This is a genomic window from Exiguobacterium sp. RM11 (assembly GCF_059821525.1).
The window spans coordinates 2,667,100-2,691,671 of sequence record NZ_CM187558.1 but is presented as its reverse complement, the minus strand read 5'-3'; the positions used below and the strand labels follow the sequence as shown (position 1 = coordinate 2,691,671).

28 protein-coding genes are annotated in these 24,572 nt (G+C 47.5%); 15 read left to right on the top strand and 13 right to left on the bottom strand.

The genetic code is table 11. From position 1 onward, the window contains the following. Positions 1–7 precede the first annotated feature (7 nt). The 3 genes from AC5LIL_RS14090 to AC5LIL_RS14080 all read right to left on the bottom strand — a co-directional run bounded on the left by AC5LIL_RS14090 (position 8) and on the right by AC5LIL_RS14080 (position 1,954). Entirely contained in the window at positions 8–523 is a 516-nt protein-coding gene (locus AC5LIL_RS14090; RefSeq protein ID WP_214785512.1) for a YflT domain-containing protein, read from the bottom strand. A gap of 112 nt (positions 524–635) precedes the next feature. Then, positions 636–1,496 (bottom strand): hypothetical protein, encoded by an 861-nt coding sequence (locus tag AC5LIL_RS14085; protein WP_499824430.1) that lies wholly within the window; start codon positions 1,494–1,496, stop codon positions 636–638. A 44-nt stretch (positions 1,497–1,540) separates the two neighbouring features. Beyond that, a complete protein-coding gene (locus AC5LIL_RS14080; protein ID WP_026824646.1) occupies positions 1,541–1,954 on the bottom strand; it encodes a methylglyoxal synthase in 414 nt (137 codons plus the stop codon). 221 nt (positions 1,955–2,175) lie between these two features. On the opposite strand from AC5LIL_RS14080, the gene AC5LIL_RS14075 reads away from it, so the two are divergent. Next, complete coding sequence (locus tag AC5LIL_RS14075; protein ID WP_214785514.1) at positions 2,176–3,927, top strand: mechanosensitive ion channel; 1,752 nt, start codon at positions 2,176–2,178, stop codon at positions 3,925–3,927. A 103-nt stretch (positions 3,928–4,030) separates the two neighbouring features. Continuing rightward, positions 4,031–5,509 carry an HD-GYP domain-containing protein gene (locus AC5LIL_RS14070; RefSeq protein ID WP_499824429.1) on the top strand — a complete coding sequence of 493 codons (1,479 nt, stop codon included), beginning with the start codon at positions 4,031–4,033 and terminating at the stop codon, positions 5,507–5,509. Positions 5,510–5,539: 30 nt separating this feature from the next. Here AC5LIL_RS14070 and AC5LIL_RS14065 read toward each other — a convergent pair whose 3' ends face one another. Then, complete coding sequence (locus tag AC5LIL_RS14065) at positions 5,540–5,842, bottom strand: AzlD domain-containing protein (protein ID WP_499824428.1); 303 nt, start codon at positions 5,840–5,842, stop codon at positions 5,540–5,542. After that, the gene (locus AC5LIL_RS14060) at positions 5,839–6,570 is read right to left on the bottom strand and encodes an AzlC family ABC transporter permease (protein WP_214785517.1); all 732 of its coding nucleotides are present in this window, start codon (positions 6,568–6,570) and stop codon (positions 5,839–5,841) included. The genes AC5LIL_RS14065 and AC5LIL_RS14060 overlap by 4 nt, the downstream gene beginning before the upstream one ends. Before the next feature lie 114 nt (positions 6,571–6,684). Here AC5LIL_RS14060 and AC5LIL_RS14055 point away from each other — a divergent pair, with 114 nt between their 5' ends. Beyond that, the gene (locus AC5LIL_RS14055; RefSeq protein WP_214785518.1) at positions 6,685–7,386 is read left to right on the top strand and encodes a CBS domain-containing protein; all 702 of its coding nucleotides are present in this window, start codon (positions 6,685–6,687) and stop codon (positions 7,384–7,386) included. Here the strand turns inward: AC5LIL_RS14055 and AC5LIL_RS14050 are convergent. Both AC5LIL_RS14050 and AC5LIL_RS14045 read right to left on the bottom strand, forming a co-directional pair. Then, positions 7,369–7,704 carry an antibiotic biosynthesis monooxygenase gene (locus AC5LIL_RS14050; RefSeq protein WP_499824426.1) on the bottom strand — a complete coding sequence of 112 codons (336 nt, stop codon included), beginning with the start codon at positions 7,702–7,704 and terminating at the stop codon, positions 7,369–7,371. The genes AC5LIL_RS14055 and AC5LIL_RS14050 overlap by 18 nt on opposite strands. A gap of 76 nt (positions 7,705–7,780) precedes the next feature. Continuing rightward, complete coding sequence (locus AC5LIL_RS14045) at positions 7,781–8,620, bottom strand: M15 family metallopeptidase (protein ID WP_499824424.1); 840 nt, start codon at positions 8,618–8,620, stop codon at positions 7,781–7,783. Positions 8,621–8,794: 174 nt separating this feature from the next. Between AC5LIL_RS14045 and AC5LIL_RS14040 the strand changes: the two genes are divergently transcribed. Then, positions 8,795–9,013, top strand: a complete 219-nt coding sequence (locus AC5LIL_RS14040) for a hypothetical protein (protein ID WP_074036747.1) — start codon at positions 8,795–8,797, stop codon at positions 9,011–9,013. A 55-nt stretch (positions 9,014–9,068) separates the two neighbouring features. Continuing rightward, positions 9,069–9,536, top strand: a complete 468-nt coding sequence (locus AC5LIL_RS14035) for a hypothetical protein (RefSeq protein ID WP_339962613.1) — start codon at positions 9,069–9,071, stop codon at positions 9,534–9,536. 17 nt (positions 9,537–9,553) lie between these two features. Here the strand turns inward: AC5LIL_RS14035 and AC5LIL_RS14030 are convergent, their stop codons facing one another. Continuing rightward, the gene (locus AC5LIL_RS14030; RefSeq protein WP_214746693.1) at positions 9,554–10,657 is read right to left on the bottom strand and encodes a glycerol dehydrogenase; all 1,104 of its coding nucleotides are present in this window, start codon (positions 10,655–10,657) and stop codon (positions 9,554–9,556) included. A gap of 372 nt (positions 10,658–11,029) precedes the next feature. Between AC5LIL_RS14030 and AC5LIL_RS14025 the strand changes: the two genes are divergently transcribed. From AC5LIL_RS14025 to AC5LIL_RS14005, 5 genes are all read left to right on the top strand, one after another. Continuing rightward, positions 11,030–11,689 carry a type 1 glutamine amidotransferase domain-containing protein gene (locus AC5LIL_RS14025; RefSeq protein WP_031424259.1) on the top strand — a complete coding sequence of 220 codons (660 nt, stop codon included), beginning with the start codon at positions 11,030–11,032 and terminating at the stop codon, positions 11,687–11,689. Positions 11,690–11,798: 109 nt separating this feature from the next. Next, entirely contained in the window at positions 11,799–12,224 is a 426-nt protein-coding gene (locus tag AC5LIL_RS14020) for a DMT family transporter (protein ID WP_499824421.1), read from the top strand. A 14-nt stretch (positions 12,225–12,238) separates the two neighbouring features. After that, positions 12,239–12,913 (top strand): Crp/Fnr family transcriptional regulator, encoded by a 675-nt coding sequence (locus AC5LIL_RS14015; protein ID WP_214695695.1) that lies wholly within the window; start codon positions 12,239–12,241, stop codon positions 12,911–12,913. Positions 12,914–12,924: 11 nt separating this feature from the next. Beyond that, a complete protein-coding gene (locus AC5LIL_RS14010; protein ID WP_214785524.1) occupies positions 12,925–13,398 on the top strand; it encodes a DMT family transporter in 474 nt (157 codons plus the stop codon). 91 nt (positions 13,399–13,489) lie between these two features. After that, positions 13,490–14,818, top strand: coding sequence for a hemolysin family protein (locus AC5LIL_RS14005; RefSeq protein WP_214695701.1), 1,329 nt, complete (start codon positions 13,490–13,492; stop codon positions 14,816–14,818). Between the two features lie 10 nt (positions 14,819–14,828). On the opposite strand, the gene AC5LIL_RS14000 is transcribed toward AC5LIL_RS14005, so the two are convergent. Then, positions 14,829–16,013: an amidohydrolase gene (locus AC5LIL_RS14000; protein WP_499824420.1), complete on the bottom strand. Its 1,185-nt coding sequence runs from the start codon at positions 16,011–16,013 to the stop codon at positions 14,829–14,831. A 128-nt stretch (positions 16,014–16,141) separates the two neighbouring features. Here AC5LIL_RS14000 and AC5LIL_RS13995 point away from each other — a divergent pair, with 128 nt between their 5' ends. The 3 genes from AC5LIL_RS13995 (at position 16,142) to AC5LIL_RS13985 (ending at position 17,869) form a co-directional block, all read left to right on the top strand. Beyond that, positions 16,142–16,690 carry a LemA family protein gene (locus AC5LIL_RS13995; RefSeq protein ID WP_015880351.1) on the top strand — a complete coding sequence of 183 codons (549 nt, stop codon included), beginning with the start codon at positions 16,142–16,144 and terminating at the stop codon, positions 16,688–16,690. Positions 16,691–16,708: 18 nt separating this feature from the next. Continuing rightward, positions 16,709–17,596, top strand: coding sequence for a zinc metalloprotease HtpX (htpX, locus tag AC5LIL_RS13990; RefSeq protein WP_214785526.1), 888 nt, complete (start codon positions 16,709–16,711; stop codon positions 17,594–17,596). 69 nt (positions 17,597–17,665) lie between these two features. Then, a complete protein-coding gene (locus AC5LIL_RS13985) occupies positions 17,666–17,869 on the top strand; it encodes a hypothetical protein (RefSeq protein WP_074036726.1) in 204 nt (67 codons plus the stop codon). Between the two features lie 15 nt (positions 17,870–17,884). Here AC5LIL_RS13985 and nagE read toward each other — a convergent pair whose 3' ends face one another. Genes nagE through AC5LIL_RS13970 form a run of 3 tightly spaced genes read right to left on the bottom strand, consistent with a single transcriptional unit; the run spans position 17,885 to position 20,729 of the window. Beyond that, positions 17,885–19,375, bottom strand: coding sequence for an N-acetylglucosamine-specific PTS transporter subunit IIBC (gene nagE, locus AC5LIL_RS13980; RefSeq protein WP_499824419.1), 1,491 nt, complete (start codon positions 19,373–19,375; stop codon positions 17,885–17,887). Beyond that, positions 19,372–20,220, bottom strand: coding sequence for a PRD domain-containing protein (locus tag AC5LIL_RS13975; protein WP_251125684.1), 849 nt, complete (start codon positions 20,218–20,220; stop codon positions 19,372–19,374). Before AC5LIL_RS13975 ends, nagE begins: the two co-directional genes overlap by 4 nt. A gap of 20 nt (positions 20,221–20,240) precedes the next feature. Then, positions 20,241–20,729, bottom strand: coding sequence for a PTS sugar transporter subunit IIA (locus AC5LIL_RS13970; RefSeq protein ID WP_214785528.1), 489 nt, complete (start codon positions 20,727–20,729; stop codon positions 20,241–20,243). A 458-nt stretch (positions 20,730–21,187) separates the two neighbouring features. On the opposite strand from AC5LIL_RS13970, the gene AC5LIL_RS13965 reads away from it, so the two are divergent. Further along, a complete protein-coding gene (locus AC5LIL_RS13965) occupies positions 21,188–23,104 on the top strand; it encodes an endonuclease MutS2 (RefSeq protein ID WP_499824417.1) in 1,917 nt (638 codons plus the stop codon). A gap of 63 nt (positions 23,105–23,167) precedes the next feature. Continuing rightward, positions 23,168–23,875: a hypothetical protein gene (locus AC5LIL_RS13960; protein ID WP_214785530.1), complete on the top strand. Its 708-nt coding sequence runs from the start codon at positions 23,168–23,170 to the stop codon at positions 23,873–23,875. Positions 23,876–23,908: 33 nt separating this feature from the next. On the opposite strand, the gene AC5LIL_RS13955 is transcribed toward AC5LIL_RS13960, so the two are convergent. Beyond that, positions 23,909–24,475, bottom strand: coding sequence for a hypothetical protein (locus AC5LIL_RS13955; protein ID WP_214785531.1), 567 nt, complete (start codon positions 24,473–24,475; stop codon positions 23,909–23,911). Positions 24,476–24,572: the final 97 nt, after the last annotated feature.

Sequence of the window (24,572 nt, the reverse complement as noted above, 5' to 3'; positions counted from 1 at the left end):
TTCCTCCTTATAGTCGTCGATGGTCTTCTAAGCCGGAATGGCCACGTACAATCGGGTCATCCTTTGTACCTTTTGGTTCTTCGTCATGGTCGTTGAATGGTTTCGCATCAAACGCGATGCCATCCGCCTTTTCTCCTTTGTCGTGATCGAGTTCGCTATCTTTTTTGTACATGTTCGGATAGCGGTCATATGAATGACGATCGATATAAAGTAAAAGTTGTCCTTCATCGATGGCATCATAATACTCTTCTGCCTCTGCATCGCTGAGTCCCATGTTTCGGAGTTCGTCACGTATGCGATCACTCCCATGCAGAAATGCTTTGACGCGATCGAGTAAATTTACATCTCGAACCCCAGCCTCGGCGTTTACATCCGTATGGTCACGTAATGCGGAGATTTCCCCATCTCGTTTGGCAACGACATGCATATTTTTCTCAGCTTCCCCTGCAGCCTTCAACTCGTCTACTTTATGCATGACTTCCTGTTCCGTCTGAAACAGACCAATCATTTTACGTTCTGACATCGAATACCTCCTTATATTTTGGTCAATCTTCAAATAGCGTCACAATAGGAGTAATTTCCGTTCTATCCAAAATTGAAACAAAAAACGCCATCCTCTGAAAGGAGTGGCGTGGTTAGTAATAAAGCATGAGTGTGTCGTCCCCGAGCGAACAACGTGTGCTCTTCCAGACGAATTCAATTAATGTCCAAATGGCCATGAAGCCACTAATTGCCAATAAAATCAGCGCATACAGTGGAGTCAATTGAATGATAAACGACCAACCGAGCGTCATTAAAATCGGTTGAATCAAAAAGATTGATGTGATGTAGACGATGACAATGAGTAAGGCGAACGCAATCCTTCTCCCGAGCGTGTGGACATGGTGCCGAAAACGGGTCAATATACCGAAGGTGGCACCGGTCACGAGAACAGGTAACAGGAATGCGAGATAGTCTACCGGATATGTCGACATCGGGGCGGTGAATAAGCGTCCACTGAATACATCATCGATGACGAGCAGTAAGTTCGCATAGGAGAATGCCAAAATCATACCAAGCAACCATCCGAATCGGTTCCAAATTGTACGTGATGATTTGAGTGCCTCGATTTTTGTATAGGCGAGGAAAGCAAGATCTCGGACCTCAATTTCTTTTAATGACAGTTTTGCTTCATCAAGCTGATTGATGGCCCAGTCAAAATCTCGATTCGCTTGGACTTTTTCATGAGGTTTTAATTCATCTGAGGCCTCAATCAAGACGTGGTAACGACGACGATATTCTTCATTCGTCTCGGGTTGTTCGATGAGGAAACGGGCGTATTCGTGGGGGTCTTGATTTAAGAGACCGTCTAACGACTGTCCTGTTTTTTCTGCATGACGGATATAGCCGGCGAGTGCCAGTAAGAGACGGTCCGCCTCCGCCTCATTTCCAAGCAGTTCGATCAGGCGATGACGTACTTCGTTAAAGAACTGTTGGACGTTCGGGTCATGAATCATATTCGGTTCCAGGGAGATTCCTCTCCTTTCTTGGTTTGTCATGGTCACGCAGGTGGTTCGTCATTATGAGAAAGTTTAAGCGACTCGAAATCACCTTGTTCGATGCTTCGAATCAAAATCTCGCTTCCTCCCATATTTGTCGAAAGGGGGATGGAATACACGTCACAAAGACGCATCAATGCGCTCACGTCTGGTTCGTGAGGTTGGGCAGTCAGTGGATCCCGGAAGAAGATAATCATATCCATCTCACCACGTGCGACGGCAGCTCCAATTTCTTGGTCTCCTCCAAGCGGTCCTGAGCGGAAACAATGCACGGGTAACCCGGTCGCTTCCGCAATTCGCTTACCGGTTGTACCTGTTGCGAACAATTGATGCTTTTCTAGAATGTGTGCATACGTTTTAATGAGAACAATCAAATCGTCTTTCTTTTTGTCGTGAGCCACTAAAGCGATGTTCATTTTAATTCCTCCTAAAATGACTTCTCATGTTATTCGTATCATATCTCACGTGATTTGACACGATTTCTCTCTTAACTTACCTACCCATTTCCACTGAATCGTAATAGTGATGTAAACGAGTTGTCATATGCATGATGTTTGATAATTTTGAAATATAGGTATTTAAGAAATAGCACTGTTAAGGAAAAGCAATCATTTCATAAAAAAAGGAGGAAGATTCGGTGAACAATACAACGTATAACTTCAATTCGTTCATGTCATGGCTACCAGAACTTTTACTAGCAATTGTTATTCTCGTAGTCGGTTATATCTTGGCGAAAGTATTGGAAAACGTGACACGAAAAGCATTGAAGAAGGCACGACTCGATGAGCGGGCAGGTATCAAAAAAGAGGGGGAAAAAGGAGATAAATGGACACCTGAACGCATTATTGCAAAAGTGGTGTTCTTTGGGGTGTTACTTCTCGCATTCCTGATCATCTTTGAATTCATGAATGTCCCTGCAATTACGGAGCCGTTCAGTCAGATTTATGAAGGATTCTCTGGGTTGATTATCGGTGTCATTAAAGCAGGTTTGATTTTACTCGTTGCGTGGGTCATCGCTACCCTTTTGAAAAAAGGGATTCAAATGGCGGGGCACCGCTTGAATTTAAGCAAGTTGATGGAAAAAACGGGACAAGAATCGACAAGTGTCAACCAAACGAAATGGGTCGATACGGTCGCGAACATCGTCTTCTATCTCGTTCTCTTATTGGCATTACCGGCTGTACTTGACGCATTGGGACTTCGTGGGGTCAGCGGACCATTCGAAGACTTGTTGAACAGTTTCCTTGGATTCATTCCGAAGCTTGTCGCAGCAGCGCTCATCTTCGCAATCGGTTATATTGTCGCGAAGATTGTACGTGACATTTTGACGAAGTTCCTTGAAGCAGCAGGATTAGATCGATTGGCAGAGCGATTCCATCTTTCTGACTATGTGAAGGGATCGAGTCTTGCGAAAGCAATCGGTACAATCGTGTTCATCTTCATCATGATTCCGGTCACGATTTCGGCACTTGAAGCGCTTGATATTCGAGGAATCTCGGAACCAGCGATTGCGATGCTCAATGATGTTCTTGTCATGATTCCAGACATCCTTGTCGCAATCGTCCTCGTCCTCGTCGGTGTATTCGTGGCAAGATGGTTGAAGGGTGTCGTTGTATCACTCCTTGAGAACCTTGGCGTCAATTCATTGGCTCATAAAATGGGCTTCGGGGAACGAGCATCTTCGATGTCGATCGCCCAAGTGGTCGGTGTCATTGTACAAGTGATCGTCATCTTACTCTTCGTATCTGAAGCACTTCAGGTTGCGAATCTCGAGTTCATGGCGTCTCTCGCCACTGCAATCTTCGCTTACTTGCCAATGGTGATTGCGGCACTCATCATCTTGGCGGTCGGCTTCTGGTTAGCTAACATGGCAGAACGTTTGGTCGGAAGTGTTCTTGTCGATGGCGCAGGACAACCGAGTGCGCTTCGTTACGTAGCGAAATATGCGATTCTCGGACTCGTCTTCTTCATGGCCATCAGCCAGCTCGGCATCGCGCCGATGATTGTCAATACGGCTTTCCTTCTTATTCTTGGAGCCGTTGCCCTCGCCTTCGGTCTTGCTTTCGGGCTTGGCGGTCGCGAGACGGCAGCACGCTACTTGAAAAAAGCGGAGCACCGTATTGATGAGACGGAAGTTTCAAAAGAAGGACTCGAAAAAGAAAAAGAACAGATGAGTCGCGAAGCGGAAGCTGCGAAACAGCAAGCCAAACAAGGTGTTGAGCAGTCGAAGCAGGAAGCGGAACAATCGAAGAACGAAGTGAAGCGAGACGTTCATGATTCAACGGAAGATCACGTAAACGGACCGGAACCAAATCCGTTCCACGACAATATCACTCCAGATCAAGACAATCGTTCACTTGACGACAACGATGGTCCGTTACGCCCTTAATTGATTCTTTCACGGATCTCCCATGTGGAGGTCTGTTTTTTGTGTTCAACTTTGAAAGGAATCTGGTCGATAGATAAAGAAAAGAGTGACAGAGGTGAGAGGGATGTTTGAACGATTTCAACGAACACTCGTTGTGAACTATGTGATTGGCTCAGGATTAGCGGTTTTTGGTGTGGGGGGCGTTTTCATTTTTCAGACGCTTGATTTGTCAGTTCGTGAAATCGGACTACTTCTGGCCATTATGTTCGGTTCGGGAATTGTCATGATTACGTCAGAACTTCTTTTGTATCGTAAACATATTCGACCGATCCGACGGTTTTTTGCAACTGAGTCTCCGACGATACAAGAATTGGCGTCGGCGTTCGAACAAGCGAGCCGCTTCCCAATTTTAACGGTCGAGCGAATTTTGGGTCCTCATTTATTTGGATTATCCATTCCGTCAATCGCTTTGACGACCATATGTATTTACAATGGCTGGATTGATTTACCGTATCGTTTGATTGGTCTAGCTGCCATCGGTGCCGTCATGATTGCCGTGTTGCACGCGTTGATTGAGTACTTTTTGACGGTACGGTCGGTGGAACCGCTACTCGTGTATATGAAAGAAAGGCACTTCGAACTTTATCATCAGCCTATCCATGCAACATATCGGTCATTCAGTGTCCGAACTAAATTATTGATTAGCATGCTCATTACGGGTGTCTTTCCAATCATGTTGTTTATGTTGGCCTCGAGCGTTCAATTGTCGACCTCGACTCGGACGGATACATATTGGAATTGGGCGTTCGTGATTCTTGTCATTATCGTTGGGATTGCAGTGTTATGTAGTTTCTTACTCTATGACAATATCAAACGCCCGATTGGACTCTTGACGTCGGGAATCGAGCAGATGGAATCAGGACGACTCCAAAAAATCGAAAACCCCTATTTAGATGAGTTCGCCCAATTGATTGGTGGGTTCAACCAAATGGTCGAGACGGTGAACGCTCGTGAACAAGAGAATGCGCAACTGTTGGACAGTCTCTTCATTTTATTCGCGGCAACCCTCGATGCACGTGACCCTTATACGGCCGGTCATTCAGAACGTGTGGCGATGTACTCGGTAGAGCTTGCCCGTGCGCTTCATTTGCCAAAGGAACAAATCGATTTACTCAATAAGTCTGCACTTCTTCACGACATCGGGAAAATCGGGATTCGTGATGATGTCTTGCTGAAGGAAGGAAAATTGACAGACGAAGAGTTCTCAAAAATTCAGGAACATCCGACGATTGGCATTCATATATTGAGTCAAATTCATTTACCGGCATCCCTTCAACCGATTTTGGCTGGGGTTCGGTCGCACCATGAACGAATCGACGGAAAAGGGTATCCGGACCGCTTAAGTGAGGTCGACATTCCGTTGTTCGGAAGAATCATGGCGATTGCCGATGCTTATGACGCCATGACGTCTGATCGACCTTATCGCTCTGGGATGCCGATGGAAAAGGCACTCTCTATTTTAGAGAGCGGTCGTGGCACGCAATGGGACAGTGAATTTGTAGACGTATTCGTAAGACTTCGTCGACAAGCGATAACTGCATAAAAAGGAGCGGCACCTCGTGTGCGGCTCCTTTTAGAATAGAGTTTGGAATGCGTACACACCGAATACGGCTCCGATAACGACAACGACGAGATTGACGCGGAGTAGCGCAAGCGTCGTAGCAACCACTCCCCCGAACAAGGCGGACGTCGTAGTGGTCGTCGAAGACAAGACTCCCGGAAAGATTAGACTAACCAATACCGCATACGGAATGAAGGAAAGAAATCGTTTCATATATGCCGGTAACGCCAATTCCTTTAACCAGAGTAGCGGGACGAGGCGAGGGAGGTACGTGACAAGCGCCAACCCTAGGACGAGCAAAAATAAGGACATCATGAGACCTCACCCTCCTTAAATAGAAAAGCACCGATTCCGGCTGCGACGACAGTCGCGATGATGATCCGAATTCCATCTGAAATCGGAAAGAACGGCGTGATCATCCAATGAAGCACCGCTTGCATGACGATGGCGAAACTCGCAACAACGAAGACAGGGCGATTCGTCAAGGACGGGACGAGTAACCCGATGAACATCGCATATAGCGCAATGCCCATGCTCGCTTGTAACGTGCCGGGAAGACCGAAAGCGAGAAAGACACCAATCCAAGTACCGATGTTCCAAGCGAGAAAGGCAATCGTATTCAATCCGAGAACGAACAGACCAGAACGTGCCTCTTTTCGGGTGGATGCGATACTGAATGTTTCATCGGTGACACCGAACGCAATGGCTGCTAAAAGCTTGCGAGACGTTGTATCGATTCGTTGCGACAACGAGGCGGACATTAAAAAATGACGAGAGTTTAGAATGAACGTCGTCAGAATGATTTCCCAATACATCGAACCGGTCATCAGCAATTGCACGGTGATAAACTGACTCGCTCCTGCAAAGATAAAAAACGACATGGACAACGTGATCACGTTTGGCAGATCAAACGATTTTGCCAAAAGACCGAAGGCGATGGCAATCGGGATATATCCAATGGCGACGGGAATACCTGCTCGCAGTCCCGCGCGAAATGTCGACTGTTGTGAAGATGGGGATGTGGATTGAACTGAAGTCGCCATGACAGCCCTCCTTGATGATCAAGATGATTTCTATGTCATTCGGGATGAATGGACGGTTTCCTGCTGAAACGATGAAAAAGAGGGTATACATGTATCGTTAAGGAGGGTGGTCACATGAGTCGTGCTGAAGAATTTTTGGCATCCTACCATCGAATCGAGGACTACTTGAGTCGAGAGATGGGAGATGGCCAGCATTTCAGTTTTAGCAATATGGTGAATCGGTTAGCGAAACAAAATCCAATCATCGATCGGTATAAAGAAGATTTACATCAAATGAGTCAACTGCGAAATGCAATCGTCCATGAGCGGCGTGAACCCGATTTTATTATCGCGGAGCCTCACGAGTCGCTCGTCGAATTGATTTTAGAGGTGGAACGGGAACTGCTTCATCCACGTCTCGTCATCCCGTTGTTTGCGAAATCAGTGGTGACGTTTCAGTCCGAAGATTTTTTGACGGAGGTGCTCCGAGAGATTCGCGATAAAAATTACTCACAGTTTCCCGTATATCACGACAACGGTTCTTGGCGTGGTCTTCTGACGAAAAAAGGAGTGACCAGTTGGTTGGCCGAGACGATCGACGGAACCAACTTATCACTCAAAGGAGTTCGCGTGAAGCATGTTCTCCATCATGATCCGCATATGCATCGGTATCGATTTATTCGAAAAGATGCGACAGTGATTGAGGCACAACACTGCTTCACGCAAATGAAAGAGGGCGCACGATACGACGCCCTCCTGATTACGGAGACTGGTAGTCCAGATGAAACGCTACTTGGAATCATCCGTCCTCAAGATTTATTAAACGCGCTCCGTTGAGGCAATGTGTTCAATCGCGACCTCATATTGGGTCACGGTGTTGCCGAGGACGATTGGTTTTACTTCCGACGTCCCGTCATCTCGTTTCTTATGGGCGTGCTTGTAGGCATTGCTGTCGCGCCAATTTTCAAAGCTTGCCGCATCCCGCCATGTGGTCATGATGACCACATGGTCCATTGCTGCATCGGACGTATCTGTCAACACTTGCATCCGGACAAAGCCATCCATCGCTTCGATTCCTTTTGTCGTCTCGAAACGCGATTTGACCGCATCGACTTTTCCTTTTTCAACGTCTAGTTTATTCATAACAATCCACATCCCGCATGTCCCCCTATACGAATAAGATGATTCCATTATACCGTGAACAGGGAAATGTCTAAAAAAGGATGCTCACTCAACGTTTGCCCCACCATTCTTCAAACGCCCAGTTCTTCTGCTTCATCATCGTCGCTTCGGTTACCCCGACATAGCGCAAGTGCCATGGTTCATAATTATATCCGGTGATTTTTTCTTTTCCTTTCGGATAACGGACGATAAAGCCGTAACGATGGGCGTTTTGAATCATCCACTTTCCTTCAGGCGATTGGTCAAAGGAGGCGTATAACCCTAGACGCATACGTTGACTCGTCATATCCACCGCTAGACCGGTTTGATGTTCACTGTATCCGGGACGGGCGACATATTTTGAAGCGTATGCGACTCCGCGCGTATTGACCCAGTAGGTATATAGCGATTTTTGAGTTGAATAGGAGCGATAGGCGCTGAGTGCGTATAACGTATGACCTTGCTTTCGACCTGCGTAATACAATTTCGCTAGCGCATAAGCGGCTTCCGCTGTCATCAGTGTACGTTCACTACCTTTTTGATAAACAGTTGGGACGGTTAAGGTCACAAGTTGTGGGGAACGATAAGTGGACGGGAGCCCATTTGTTTTATTGACGAGTCGTAACCGGTCGGCCGTTGGCATTTTAGGGATGCCGGCTTTTAGGTTAGTGGTCGGAGTGAAGTACTTTGTACTCCCGATATAGACATTGGACCAACTTCGGTTATACGTGGTGTAACGGATAGGGACATTCGTTCGTAACGCCTTCAACACAGGTGAAGATTGCATTGCACGACCGTATAGGTAGGTTGTTTTGATGGTATAACCTGGTTGTGGGGACGATGATGCCGCTGTCACCGGCGAAGCTTGCAACAGGAGCAGACAAATAATCAAGATACGCAGGGACTTCATGGCAAAACGCCTCCTCGTGGGTTAGATGATGTTCCTTTTCCCGTTTTCTTGATGGACTGAGCATCTTTTATCCATCCTTAGGTCGGATGAGGATACAGCTTGGGTCCGATAAAGCGAGGAGTCAAATCCGATACAATAAACATAACGAATGAGATCGTAGAAAGGAGTGAGCGAATGGAAGTCTTATTTGGATTACCACTGTTGTTGCTCGTCCTGTTCTTTGCCTTTTTATACTTTAATATTAAAGGGCTATCGAATATGTGGAAGGACTACAATCGAACGAAATCGATGATTCCGCTCGGATTCTTCATCGTCGGGATTATCGGAATTTTTACAGGAGTGTGGACGTGGCTCGTCATTTTGATTTACTACGTCGTCCGCCCGAAAGACTAAACACTGTATGCAGACGCATACGGTGTTTTTGCTATACTAAGGACGAGGTGTTGAGATGGAGAAGTTAATAAAAGCATGGTTTATCGTGACGTTGATCGCGTTTGTAATCTTTAAGCTTGGTGAAGTAATGACAACCCCGTATTCGGAAACACCGAGTGAAGGGAATATATACTGGATTGTGCTCTTGATTGGATGGCCGTTTCTGTTATTGTTCATTTGGATTACGGTTCGTATGACACGTCGAGTCACGGCATCCGTGCGACCGATGGGGAGAATCGTGTTAGGTTTGGGTAGTCTCATCATGGCCGGGATTGCCTGGGTGACCAATCAATCGCAAGCGACGTCTCTTCGGGAAGGGATTCGTTTATCTACGAATGAGTCTTTCGCCGAAGGGTGGAACCAGTTCACGAATATCATTTATATGAACCAGCTGACTTTCTTTTTCCTGACAGTCAGTTGTATGGGGGTTGGGATTGTCCTTTCGTTCATCCCGACCAAAAAACAGCGAGAAGAAGCCGTGTGAGCTTCCTCTCGCTATTTTTATAACCGTTCTTGATAAAGACGGGCATATCGATCGGCTGCGATGATGGCGTCTGCAACTTCTTCTGGCGTGACATCAAAACCGCTATGAATCGTTTCGCCTTCTGCCGTGGCGGCTTTTCCGACTTTCAAGATATCTTCTCGAGATGCATCTTTCAATTTGATATCTTCGAGTGTGACCGGCAAGTCGAGTGCCATATAAAAGGCAACGTACTGCTCGAATTCTTCTTGAGGACGTCCTTCGAGTGCGAGTTGCACAAGTGTTCCAAATGCAACTTTTTCACCGTGCGTCAAATGGTGGATGTCCCCTTCTAACGCGGTAAATCCATTGTGAATGGCATGGGCTGCAGCCAAACCACCACTTTCAAAGCCGAGACCGCTCAATAGGGTGTTGGCTTCAACGATGGCTTCGAGCGCAGGTGTGACGACTTTTGCTTTGACGGCTTCATACGCTTGAATACCATACGTGAATAATACTTCTTCACAACGTTCGGCGATTGCTTCCGCCGCAAGCGTCGGGACACCACCGGCCATCGTCTTTCCTCCAAATGAAAGGACACTTCGGACTTCAACCCACGTCGCCAAAGCGTCGGCAATGCCTGATGCAAGGAAGCGTGGCGGTGCCTGTGCAATCAACTCGGTGTCCACCAGAACGAGATCTGGATTCTTTTTATAAAAACGATAACTTTCGAAATTGCCTTCATCTGTGTAAATGACTGAAAGTGCGCTCGTCGGTGCATCTGTCGAGGCGATCGTCGGTACAATGACGATGCGCGCATCCAATTCATCTGCGACCGCTTTTGCTGTATCAAGCGTCTTACCGCCACCGAGACCAATCACGAACGCTGTGCCACTTTCTTTGGCATCTGTGGCGATTCGAGTGATCTCATGCTTTGATGCTTCTCCGACAAAATCTGCTTTCGTCGCTTCAATATTGCTCGCCTGCAGTGAATGTGTCACACGCGAACCGACCAATTCCCAGACGACGTCATCCGCGATGAGTAAAGCGTTTGAACCGAAGTGAGCGACATACTCTCCGATGCGATCAATCGTTTGTTTCCCTTGCACATACTTAGCCGGACTGATGAAAATACGTTCTGACATAGTGAACTTCATCCTTTCATATCGGGTTTAGTGTAAGTGCTTACAACGACATCATACTACAGTCTGTGAAGGAATGCCGTGAAGATTACATGAAGATTGGCAACTGACCGAGCAAAAGCAACAAGATGATGATGGCGACAACAATGAGAAACCCCCAGTCATTCATTCGTTTCGTCATACGAGATATCCCCTTCATAGGTCTAAGTGTCGACTCATCTACAGTATAAAAGGATGTGGAAAAAAGGCAGGACGAATAAATCACCAGGTCAAAAATAGACATACCTTATGACGTCGAGGCAGTTCATCAGGTTTAACGGATGATGAATCGGGAACAATAGTGTCGTATGTTGATTATTGAAGGAGGAATTGAGTATGTCGAAACATGTACTGATTGTCACGACGTCAGCGAATCAATTATCAAATGGCCACGCAACGGGACTTTGGCTTGAAGAGTTTGCCGTTCCTTACTTGTTGTTTGAAAAAGAAGGATACAAAGTGACGGTCGCGAGTATCGAAGGTGGGGACGTGCCAATCGATGCGAATAGTTTAGAAGATGGTTTGTCAGAAGACATTCTAAATACGCGCGAGTTGCTCAAAGACACAGCGCGTCTCGATCAAGTCGCAGACGAGTCATATGACGCTATCTTCTTGCCAGGTGGCCATGGGACAGTCGTCGATTTCCCAGGAAATGAAACGCTACAACGCGTTATTCGTAACGTCTATGAGAGTGGAAATATTGTCGGTGCGGTGTGCCACGGACCGATTGGATTGGTCAACGTGAAACTGAGCAACGATGAGCCGCTCGTTAAGGATAAACAAGTGACAGGGTTCACGGATGCAGAAGAAAAAGAAATGCAACTCGATTCAGCTGTACCGTTCTTACTTGAGACGGGACTACGCAATCAAGGTGGACAGTTCAAAGGAGCTGACAACTGGGCGGTGAATGTGGCAGTCGACGAGCGACTCGTCACAGGTCAAAACCCTCAGTCTTCTGAAGCGGTCGGCAAAGAACTTGTCAAATTGCTAGGATAAATAGATGAAGCAACTTCGGTCATTCGAAGTTGCTTTTTCTTTTTGGACATATGTCCTATTCAAGCGGTCATTCTTTTTGTACAGTCAGACGAAGAGAGAGGGGAATGACATGGGAATTCTATTTGCCATACTATCTGGCACGTTTATTGCTTTGCAAGGAATTTTTAACGCCAAACTAGGAGATGCGGTAGGGGCATGGATGTCCGTCACAATCGTCCATTTTGTCGGACTTTTGTTGGCGCTCATCATTTACTTTTTCAAACGAGATGCAGACATGACGGCCTTCAAACGTGTGCCTTGGTATTATAGTCTGGGTGGACTATTCGGTGTATTCGTCGTCTTCGGCGAACTGACAGCGATTCAACAACTTGGTGTAACATGGGCAATCTGCGTCCTGCTTGTGGCACAATTGCTAGGAGCCTTTATCATCGATTTGAACGGTTGGTTTGGTGTCAAACGGAAGCCGATGAATACGGGACAGGTCATGGGACTCGTCTTAATGGTCGTCGGGATCGGAATTTATACATTCGCGTAAGGAGATCAATTCTCATGATGAATATGATGGATGCACTGACACGATTGCAGTGGAATCACCTTTTTTCTAACGAAACGCTTGAAGCTTCTTCTTTAGTCACTTATGAATCTGGTACAATGCTTTGTTCGAACAATCAACACATTGAATCCTTGTTCGTCGTGCTCGAAGGACGCGTCAAAATCTATACACTCAGTGAAGAAGGGAAGTTACGCTTGCTTCGTTTGAAAGCTGCGCCGACGCTCATTGGAGACATCGAATATGCGAGTGGTCGTAACGTATTGCATACTGTCGAGGCGGTTGGTTCGGTAACCTGCTTACGGATTCCGTTTGAGGCACTTCGTCGTCATAATCGTACGGTCGAATTCACGGAACACCTATTGCGTGGGGTGTCCGAAAAACTGTTCATCGAGGCGAACGCCTCATCCAATCATCTCATGTCGACACTTGAAGAACGGTTGGCGGGCTATTTGATTTCCCTTAGTGAATCGGGTAACGAGCTGTTTCAAGCTGAGATGAGTCAACTGAAGCGTAAAGAAGTCGCCGAATGGCTTGGGACGAGTTATCGTCATTTGAATCGGACGTTGCAGGCGTTCGTCGATGAAGGATTGGTCACGCGAACGAGAAAAGAAGTTGTCATATTAAATAGTGAACGATTGAAGGAACGTGCGAACGGTATGTTCTATGAGTAAGGAGAGATTATATGATTTTTGGGATCATCTGTTCAGCAGTGGCCGGAGCATTCATTAGTGTACAGGCAGCGGTCAATGCAAAAATGAATACAAATTTAGGAGCATGGGCGACGACAGTGTTGGTCTTCATCGTCGGATTGGTCGGTTCCATCATCCCGTTACTGTTATTCGGAGGCAATCTTTCCGGATTGCGTGATGTGTCGCCAATCTATTGGCTCGGTGGATTGCTTGGCGTCGGTGTCGTGTATTGTGTCATGCGGAGCATCCAGCTGCTTGGACCGACTTTGTCCGTGTCACTCATCCTCGTGTCACAACTCATTTGGGCGTTAATCGTCGATTTGTATGGCGCTTTCGGGATGCCTCAAATTACGTTATCGGCTGGACAAGTCGTTGGGCTTACGGTCCTGCTCGTCGGGGTTATTCTCTTTAAACAGTCTCAGACGGCGGCTATCGCCAAACAAGCTGTCAACGAAGCCACTTCATAAGGAGTGGCTATTTTTTCGAGCAAAACGGGTACAGGTTGGTAACGATTTTTTGTTAAAATGAAGCAGTATGGTTTTAAAAATAGCTGAGGTGATGAAAAAAGTGGATTCTTCCATAGTGATTGATTTGTTGATTGTTTTGTTTTTGATTGTGTTGAACGGGATTTTTGCGATGACAGAAATTGCGCTCATCTCATCGAAGCCTGCAAAACTTGAGGTTGAAGCAAATCGAGGGAAACGAAGTGCCAAGATTGCGCTTCATTATTCGAAAGACCCGACAGATTTGTTGTCGACCGTTCAAGTCGGAATCACATTGATTGGGATTATTAACGGGGCATACGGGGGCGCACGCTTCTCGGCACCGCTCGCATCGGCATTTGAACAAGCCGGAATGAGTACGCAGTATGCCGGAACCGTTGCTTATGTGGCCGTCGTTACGATTATTACGTATCTGTCGCTCATCATTGGTGAATTGGTCCCGAAACGGATTGCGCTCGTCTCGCCTGAAAAAGTAACGATGGCAATCATTCCGTCGCTCGATCTATTCAGTAAGTTGATGCGCCCATTCATTTGGATTTTATCGAAATCGACGCTCTTCTTATTCAAACTCCTTGGATTAAAGGCAGAACAAACGAGTGGAGAGACTGAGCTTGAGATTAAACAGCTTCTCTTTGAAGGAGCTCAGCAAGGTCAGTTCGCCCATGAAGAAGTGCAACAAGTCGAACGCGTCTTTGCGTTCCACGATCAATTGATTTATGAGCTCATGCAACCTCGGACGACGCTTGAATGGGTCGACTTAGAGGATGACATGGATGACATGAAAAAATCGATTTACGAGAGTAAGCATAACAAGTTACCAGTCGGTCGCGACTCACTCGACGACTTTGTCGGATATATCGATGTGCGTGACATTTTGACGTTACCGACATTGCGTGAACCGTCACAAATTTTAAAGCGCATCAAGCAACCGCTTATCGTGCCGAAACAACGTGAAGCGAGTCAAGTGCTTCAGATGATGCAGAAAAATGGTGTCGAGATCGCATTCGTCTTAGATGAATACGGTGGATTCCTCGGGATGGTCACATTGTTCGACATTTTAGAAGAAATCGTCGGAGAAGTCATGATTGAAGAAGATACACCGGAAGTGGTTCGTCGTGAGGATGGATCGTATTTAGCGGACGGGTTACTCGGAATCGAGGACTTGAAACGAACGTTCGAGATTCGGGACGATCGCTTCGATGAGGGACGCAACTCGTATCATACGCTCGCCGGACTCGTTATTTATGCATTAGGTGATTTTCCGAAGCGGGGGGACGTGGTCGAAGCGTACGGTCTTCGTTTCGAAGTCGTGGATATGGACGGCAAACGAGTTGACCAAGTGCTCGTGTCTGAATTAACAGAACCAGTCAAAGAAGAGGATTGATGCAATTGCATCAATCCTCTTTTTCATGTGTCATCCAAGTACGCTGTAAAGCGCCTAGCAAAATGTGAGCCGTGTGTAACATCGCTCGTTCATCCACATCGAAACGAGGATGGTGGTGAGGGAAAATCGCTGAGAGTTCAGGGTTTCCAGCGCCTGTGAAAAAGAAGCTGCCTGGTACTTGTTCTAAATAGTAAGCGAAGTCTTCTCCGACCATGAGTGGTGCCATCTCGATGACACCGTCTTCGCCGACGGTTTCTTTCGCACTTTGGCGGACGAATTCTGTTTCTCTTACATGATTGACGACGGCTGGATAACCTTTTATATAGTCAAGCGCGTACTCGGCATCGCTCGCAGCGCAGACAGAACGAATCATACGTTCCATATCCGTGATGATTTTTTCTTGCGTCTCTGAAGTGAACGTACGCACGGTTCCAGACAACTTGGCCTCTTCGGCAATCACATTGAACGCTTGTCCGGAATGGAGAGTCCCGATGGTCAAAACGGCAGGTTCCAGCGGGTCGATGCGTCGACTGACCACTTGTTGGAGATGGTTCGCCACATTCACGGCGACCATGAGGGCATCGACCGTATGTTGCGGAATCGCACCATGACCACCTTTTCCTGTGATGGTCAATTCAAAGCGATCGGCTGCCGCCATGACGGGACCTGTTTTGACGCCGACTGTTCCGAATGGGAGGGGTGTCCAGATGTGCGCACCATAAATATAATCCACATTGTCGAGACAGCCGTCCTCAATCATCGGTTTAGCGCCACCGGGAGCCAATTCTTCGGCGAACTGGTGAATAAACACGACATCTCCCGGAAGGTCCATCTCGGTCAATACTTTCGCTAGGACGAGAAGTGTCGCTGTATGGGCATCGTGCCCGCAAGCATGCATGACCCCATTTACTTTTGAACGATACGGGACGTCTTTCACATCTTGGATGGGAAGCGCGTCAAAATCGGCCCGTAACGCGATGGTCGGACCATCACCGCCTTTGATTCGACCGACGACCCCATTACCGCCAACGTGTTCACGTACTTCAATCCCAAGTTCGCGGAGATAAGAGGCGATCATCTTCGGCGTTTCGACTTCTTGAAAAGATAGCTCTGGATATTGGTGAAAATGGCGTCTTAGTGACACCATCTCTTCGAACAACTCGGTCAAACGTACTTCGGCATTCGTGACAACCATTGCGTACACTCCTTTGTGATCAACGCATTAAGAATTGCAACCATTTGCTAATTTTTATGAAAGTTAAGCTTATCTTATACGAGTAAAGGGAATTAATACAGGAGAAAATGAAGAAATGAGGTGCCAACATGGGGTGGATTATTGCGATTGTAGCGGTTGTCGTGCTCGTACTCATCTATTTTTCGATGTACAACGGGCTCGTCAAATATCGAAACTGGGTCGATGAGGCATGGGCTCAAATCGATGTTCAGTTGAAGCGGCGCTATGACTTGATTCCAAACTTGGTCGAGACGGTGAAAGGCTATGCGAAACACGAGCAGGAGACGCTCGCGAAGGTCGTCGAACTGAGAAATCAGCTTGGTGAGAAGTCGAATCGCCAAGATCAGATGGCGGTGAACGATCAACTGAGCGGGGCGCTGAAAAATCTATTCGCGCTTCGTGAAGCGTATCCGGATTTGAAGGCGAACGAGAACTTCAAGATGTTGCAGGAAGAATTGACGCAGACGGAAAACAAGGTCGCATACTCGCGTCAGCTCTATAACAACACGGTCATGAAGTACAACACAAAAATCGAATCGGTACCGACGAACATCATTGCCTCTGTGCACCATTTTGAAAAGCGCGATATGCTCGAGGCGCGTGCCGAAGAGCGCGAGAACGTTCGCGTCTCGTTTTGATGAATCGAGGTGGCAAGTATGCTCCTCTATGAACAGATTCGAAAGAATAAAGTGAAGACGGTCTTCATCGTCACAGGGTTTGTCTTATTCGTCCTTCTCGTTGGGGCAGCCATTTCCTATGTGAACTATGGAGACGCGATCCCAGGTTTGATTTTCACACCAGTGTTCTCCTTGTTTTATGTCGGCATCGTCATCATGTCGAGCACGAATATCGTCATGAAGATGAATCGGGCACAAGAGGTGACATCGGTGGAAGAACACCGCTTTTTATGGCATACGGTCGAAAACATGGCGATGGTCGCGCGAGTACCGATACCCCGCATCTTTATCATCAACGACCCGTCGCCGAACGCCTTCGCGACGGGATTGAAACCGGAAAAGGCGGCCGTCGCCGTCACGACGGGGCTACTAGAGCGATTGTCTCGTGAGGAAGTGGAAGGTGTCATCGCACATGAGGTCGCGCACATTAAAAACTATGACGTGCGACTCTCGACGGTCACCCTCGCACTCGTGTCGGTCATCGCCATCATGAGTGATATCGGTTCACGGATGTTATTTTTCCGAAGCATCAGTGGGGGACGACGTGATCAAAATCAGAATCCCATCTTCCTCATCATCGGACTCGTTTTATTAGTGTTAGCCCCGCTCATCGCGATGCTGATCAATATGGCGATCTCACGTAATCGCGAGTTTCTAGCAGATGCGAGTGGAGCGGAACTGACCCGAAACCCGGATGCCCTCGCTTCGGCGCTTGAGAAGATTGCCAACGTAGAGACACCGGTCGAGCAAGCCTCGAGTGCCTCGGCCCCACTGTACTTCTCCGATCCACTTAAGAAGAAAGTGAGCGGACTGTTCTCGACACACCCCGATCCAGTCGAGCGGATTTCCCGACTTCGTCAAATGTGAGCAGAGCCTGTCCGGTTGCGGCAGGCTCTTTGTGTTACACTGAACTGGGAAAATAAGGGGGTGGATGAGTTGGGTAAAAAGAAGTACATAGGGTTCGTCCTTGGATTTTGTGTCGTCATTTTCTTATCAGGTTTTGTATTGAATAATCCGATTTGGCAATTGATGCGTGTCATTATGTGGCTTACGCAATACATCTTGCCGTGGATTTTCCTCTACTATTTCATTCAATTCTACAAACACTATGCACAAAAACAAGAAAAGCCACCTGAATGAGGTGGCTTTCGACGTTTATCCGGCGCGGTGGCTACGGATTTTTTCAATCTCATCGAGGACGAACTGAACGTTTGTGCCGACGATGACTTGAATGTGATTCGGGCTGACGACTTTAACGCCAGGGATGCCGGCTTTCTTGATATGATCTTGGTTGACGGTATCCATGTCCTTCACGTCGACGCGCAAGCGTGTGATGCAAGACTCGATTCCTGTGACGTTGCTGTCACCGCCGAGACCGTCATAAATCATGTTCGCCATCGCTGAGAATTCGTTACCTGAAGCAGATGCGACCGGCGCCACTTTCGTTTCGCCGTCTGTCGTTTCACTTGCGACTGCATCCACGACTTCATCTGGTTCACGACCTGGTGTCGCCAAGTTGAGCTTCACAATCATGAAGCGGAAGATTGCGTAGTAGATGACTGCAAACACGAGACCTTGAACGAGTAGCATATACGGTTGGTTTGCGAGCGGCAAGCGCGAGCTCAACACGAAGTCAACGAGTCCTGCACTGAATCCGAACCCGGCTGTCCATTGGAACGTTGCTGCGATAAAGAGCGAGATTCCTGTAAGGACTGCGTGTACAAGGTAAAGAACTGGTGCGAGGAACATGAATGAGAACTCGAGTGGTTCAGTTACCCCTGTAAAGAATGAAGCGAATGCAGCTGCAAGAAGAAGTGAAGCCGCTTGTTTCTTACGTTTTGTCTTCGCTGTATGGTACATCGCAAGTGCTGCGGCAGGAAGACCGAACATCATGATTGGGAAGTAACCTGCTTGGTACATTCCCGTTACACCTTTCTCACCTTCACCCGACCAGAAGTTTCCGATGTCGTTGATCCCTGCGACGTCGAACCAGAAGACCGAGTTGAGGGCGTGGTGAAGTCCAGTAGGGATCAAGAGACGGTTGAAGAACCCGTAAAGTCCGGCACCAAATGCGCCAAGTTTAGAAATCGATTCCCCGAATCCAACGAGGCCTGTGTAAACGACCGGCCAGATGAAGTAGAGCGCGACCGATACGAGAATCATCGAGAATGCCGTCATGATTGGAACGAGACGCTTCCCACTAAAGAACGCGAGGGCATCCGGTAATTTGACGTGACTAAAGCGGTTGTACATCGAAGCAGCGACGAGACCAGAAAGAATCCCTACGAACGCGTTGGCAATCTTCCCGAATGCTGGGTTGACGGCTTCGACATCAACACCTTGGAATAAGGCGACTGTACCAGCAGATAGTAGTGTTGTGACGGTCAAGAAGGCCACGAGTCCACTGAGTGCTGCAGAGCCATCTCGGTTTTTAGCCATTCCGAGAGCGACCCCGACTGCGAAAAGAATTGGAATGTTATCGATAATCGCTGCACCCGCTTTAATTAAGAATGCAGCTGCAATGTTTTCAGATCCCCAGCCGACTGGGTCAATCCAATAACCAATCCCCATGAGAATCGCGGCAGCAGGAAGTACGGCAACCGGCAACATGAGGGAACGTCCGAGACGTTGGAAAAAGTTCATCATTTTTGATTTCCTCCTTTTTGGTGGTGTTGATCTTGTAGACGTTGAATGTGGAGCGTAATATAGCCAAGTTCTGACTCGGGCAAGACGATGCCATATGTCTCTTCCATTTCTGTTGCGACATCAGATGCGCACGCATAAGCAGACGTGAATTTCGTCTGAATCATGCGGAGCATATCTTCATCAATCGTGTGATGATCGTAATGGTTGACCCGATCCATGACGAACCGTAAATGTGTTAATAATCGTTGATAGGATAAGTCATCTTCTTCAATGGATACATCGAGTCGTCGTGAAATCGATTGAATCATGTCGCGGACAATCGTTGTCTGTTTGACCGTCTTGCGTAAATCACCTCCTTTCACTTTCATCGTATGGATATGAAGCGCGATGAACGCGGCTTCGTCTTTCGGCATTTGGACGTTCAATTTTTCTGCGATATGTTCAATCGCCCATAGTCCAATCTCGTACTCATTCCGATAAAGGATTTTAATCTCGTTCAACAGTTTGTTCCGAAGTGAGATGCCTTCCATCTCACGCTCAATGGCAAATGAGATATGGTCGGTCAAGACGATGTGAATATGTTCATTAAATGATGTCTCGAGCCGTTTTTCTGCGTACGAAATAATGTCCTCGGAAACGGTAAAGTGTTCAACGGGGATTCGACTCAACAACTGTTGAAACTTGTCGTTTTCCGGCATGATGAACAATTTTTCAATTTTATGGGGATTCACGATGTCATTTTTCGCTTTTTTAAAGGCGACGCCAGGTCCAATCGCAATCTTTTCTTCCCCATCGTCTGAGACGATGACCGCATTGTTGTTTAGAATCTTTTTGATCTTAATCATGTGTCCTCCTTGTTCCGGAGTCACGCTTCCACTCGGGCGACAATCGTCTTACCTGGGACGGCTTCCTTCGTGAATGTGAAGGCGTAATGATGGGCAAGCGCGCCACCATTCGTCACGACCATTGGCGTGACCGTGTCTTTACCAGCTTGATGGATTTGGACCAAGTCGGCTGTCATTAACAGCTGTCCTGTTTTCACGTGGTCACCTACATCTACACGGAGATCGAACGGTCGACCTTCGAGTTCGACGGTGTCGAGTCCGACGTGAATCAAAATCTCAGCACCATCCTCGGTCCGAATACCGATGGCGTGCTTGGTCGGAGCGATTTGTACGATCTCTCCGTCAGCTGGTGAGACGACTGCTCCGTCTGTTGGTGTGATGGCAATGCCATCTCCCATCATCTTTTCACTGAAGACCGGGTCAGCTACTTGATCGAGTGGAATAACGTCTCCTTCCATTGGCGAGTGCAGTGTCGGTTTGTGTCGATTCATTAACTTATTCCATAGCATATCTTCTACATCCTTTCTTAACGCAAAACGAGGAAAAACAAAACAGGCATGGAGTATAGACGGGTGGCATGCACCGTACGTCTTACCCCATGCCTGATCGAATCAGTCACATGTGATCGCTATTCGTTTCTTCACGTTCAACATAACATGTGTGGATTTGAGACACAAGTCTTTTTTTGAAAGCGTTCTCTAAAATTTTACAAGGTGACGAATCTGTTGTATAGTAAGGGCGAATCTATTGAAGAAAGGTGTTGCATGTTAATGAGTGAGGTTGTATCTGCCTAACGAACTGAAAAATGTCGGATGACACGTCTTTTTGTCATGCCGTCATGTTCCGTTACAGATACCGCCCATCAAAAACTGCCAGACACCGGTCTGTCTTTTTGCGTTGGTCGTCATCGACCGACGCTTTTTTGTTTGCGCGGTATCTCGATTCTACAATTTGAGGAGAGAGACACATGAACGAACAAACATTTGAAAAATTACAATACAATGAATTGATGACAAAAGTAGAGCGTTTCTGCATCAGCGGATTCGGAAGACGACTACTCAGACAGCAACGTCCGACGAGCCATATTGCGACGGTGAAGAAGCGCCTGCAAGAAACGTCTGAAGCACGCGCGATTTTAGATGCGACTTCACACGTGCCATTCATCGGCGTGTCTGATATGGAGACGATCATCGGCAAACTACAACGCGGGATTCAACTCGAAGCAAACGAGCTCGAAGCAGTCGCGGAGTTTTTACGTGGCGCGCGCAAGCTGAAGCGATTCATGCTTGAACATGAATTTTTCGCACCACTCTTGTCCGCGTATGCTGCCGGAATGGGCGAATGGCGAACACTCGAAGAAGACATCACGCAAGCGATTCGAGCCGGTCAGGTCGTCGATGAGGCATCAAAAGAGTTGAAGCGGATTCGAAAACAAGTCGACATTCTCGAAGGACGGATTGAGGAACGGTTGGCCAAATTTTTGAAGAGCGCCGCCAATCGTGAGATGATTCAAGACGGATTCGTCACGAAAAAACAGGACCGCTTCACCATACCAATCAAAGCTTCATATAAGCATAAAGTGGCGGGTACGATTGTGGACACATCGAATCGCGGCACGACGGTCTTTATTGAACCGGAAGCCATTTCGAAGTTGAACGCCGAACTCGTCGTCAAACGTACAGAAGAAGCGGTAGAAGTGTATCAAGTACTAGCGACGTTGACGGGAGCCGTGGCAGAAGTTCTTCCTGACATCGAGGCGACGCTCGATGTCATTGCCCAGTACGATATGGTCTTCGCCAAAGGGAAGTACAGTCAGTCGATTGATGGCGTGACACCGCATGTGAATGCGACCGGTCGCATCCAATTGAAGCGAGTACGCCATCCGCTCTTAGAAAGCGCTGTGCCACTCGATTTTGCCATCGGTACAGACTATCGCGGCTTGATTATCACGGGACCGAACGCCGGCGGGAAGACGGTCGTATTGAAAACGATTGGACTCCTCAGTCTCATGACGATGACGGGTCTGCATATACCGGCCCATCCCGATACGGTCATCTCGACATTCGATGAGGTGTTCGTCGATATCGGAGACAATCAGGATTTGGAGTCGGCGCTCAGTACGTTCTCGGCGCATATGCACAATGTCGCGAAAATCATGCAAACCGCTGGAAAGCGGTCACTCTTGTTATTCGACGAAATCGGAAGTGGGACGGAACCGAACGAGGGGGCTGCTCTTGCGATTGCCATTTTAGAAGCGGCATATAAACGGGGCGCGATTGTCGTCGCGTCGACGCATTATGGAGAAATCAAATCGTATTCTGAAGCGCATCCAGATTTCATGAACGCTGCGATGCAGTTTGACCCGGAAACGCTCGAACCGAAATACCGGCTGCTCATGGGGCAGTCTGGCGACAGCAACGCCTTGTTTATCGCTCGCAAGATGAAGTTGCCGGAAGCGATTCTCAAACAGGCATCTCGTTACATGAACGAGAAAACGTATGACACAACGAAAGTCGATGAATCTAAAATAACGCGAGAAGTGGAAGTGGTACCACTTGAAGAAGCAGAGCGTTTTGAAAAAGGTGACCGTGTTCGTCTACTCGAGACGAATCAAGTCGGTCTTGTTTATTCGTTTGATGCATCGCGTCGGCATGTACGAGTGTTCGTGGAAGCAGAGTATATAGAGTTGCCGAGTCGTCGTGTCCGATTAGAAGCACGGGCAACGGAACTTTATCCGGCTGACTATGATTTGGATACGTTGTTTACGACGTATCAAGAACGAAAGGAAGCCCACGACTTTGCACGAGGATCGAAAAAAGCGTTACGACGAGTGGAGAAAGAGATTCGAGAAAGAAAGAAACAAGAGCAATCTAATCGGAAATGAATGTAGCATATGGTGAAAGGGTAAGAGCACATAGAGAGAAGTCTTAATGTGGGAGGGGCTCATGTGTTCGAGTTAAGCTTTTGGTTTGCACTCGGTTTTGCCGTGATTCACTTTTTTTCAGGAAAGCTCATTCACGTGCGTGAAGTGCCGAGGAGCCGTTTTTTGTCAGTGGCTGGCGGGATTGCCGTTGCTTATGTATTTCTTCATCTCTTACCAGAGTTAAATGAATATCAACGCGAACTTGAAGGAGAGATTGGAAATAACGTCTTCGCTTCCCTTGAGAACCATATCTTGATTATCAGTATGTTAGGGCTGGCTGTCTTCTATGGACTCGAACGTTTCGCGACGGCGAATAAACGCAAACAAAAACCGTATGTATTTTGGATTCACATCGGTTCGTTCACTCTTTATACGTTTAGCATCGGTTATGTACTCGCAGAAAGTGAGTTTCAATCGAATGGCACGATGTTCCTTTACTTTGTGGCGCTCGGCATACACTTTGTCACGGTCGATCAAGGATTGAGTCAGCATCATCAGCAACTTTACGATCGACAAGGGCGCATCTTCTTAGCGCTTGCCGTGCTTATAGGATGGGGAGTCGGTACATTTGCAGAAGTAAATGAACTCGGCTTGTCCATCGTTGTCGCTTTTTTGGCAGGAGGGGTGATTTTGAACGTCATGAAAGAAGAGTTGCCTGCTGAACGTGAAAGTAGTTTTGGTGCGTTTTTAATCGGATTGTTGGGTTATGCTTTGTTATTACTCGTCATATGAAAAGGCAGCCACTTGCGGTGGCTGCCTTTTGACTTATAAGCTGTTGCTTTGATTTTCTACGTCGCTCTCTGTTGAAGCATCGTCATCTGAAGAGGATGAATCGCCGTGATGTGGACCGTGACCATGCCCATGGCGATCCCCTTCACGTCCGCCACGCATGCCGCGAGCATCTTCTAAATCATCGTAACTCGTCACATCGGCAAAACGTTCTTCGTGGTCCGCAAGGATTTGATCGGCTTCTTCTTGCGTCAAGTTTCCTTCTTCTACAGCGGTTGCGAGTTTTTCTTCATGCGATGTCATGATGGCATCGATGAACGCTTCAATTGAGATCCCTTTTTCTTCTGCAAGCTCAGGAAGTGATTGTCCGTTTTCGCGAGCAGCATCCACTTCTTCTTCGGTTAAACCGAGCGCTTCAATGAGAGCTGCATGTCCCGCTTCTCGGTCACCGAACATACCGGGACCCCGTTCACCGCGTTCGCATTGTGTGGATGCTGTCGTTGTCGATTCATCTGTCGTCGTGTCATTCGTCGCGGCATATACGCCTGTGCCCGAGACGGCTAAAAGACCCGCCAAGGCGATTGCAAGTTTTGTTGATTTCATGTGTATCTCCTCCTTTGTTACTTCAAGTGTAGAACTGAAGGCTTCGGAAGTTGTGAGGGAGTTGCAAGATTTCTGCAAATTGTCTTTGGGAAACGGT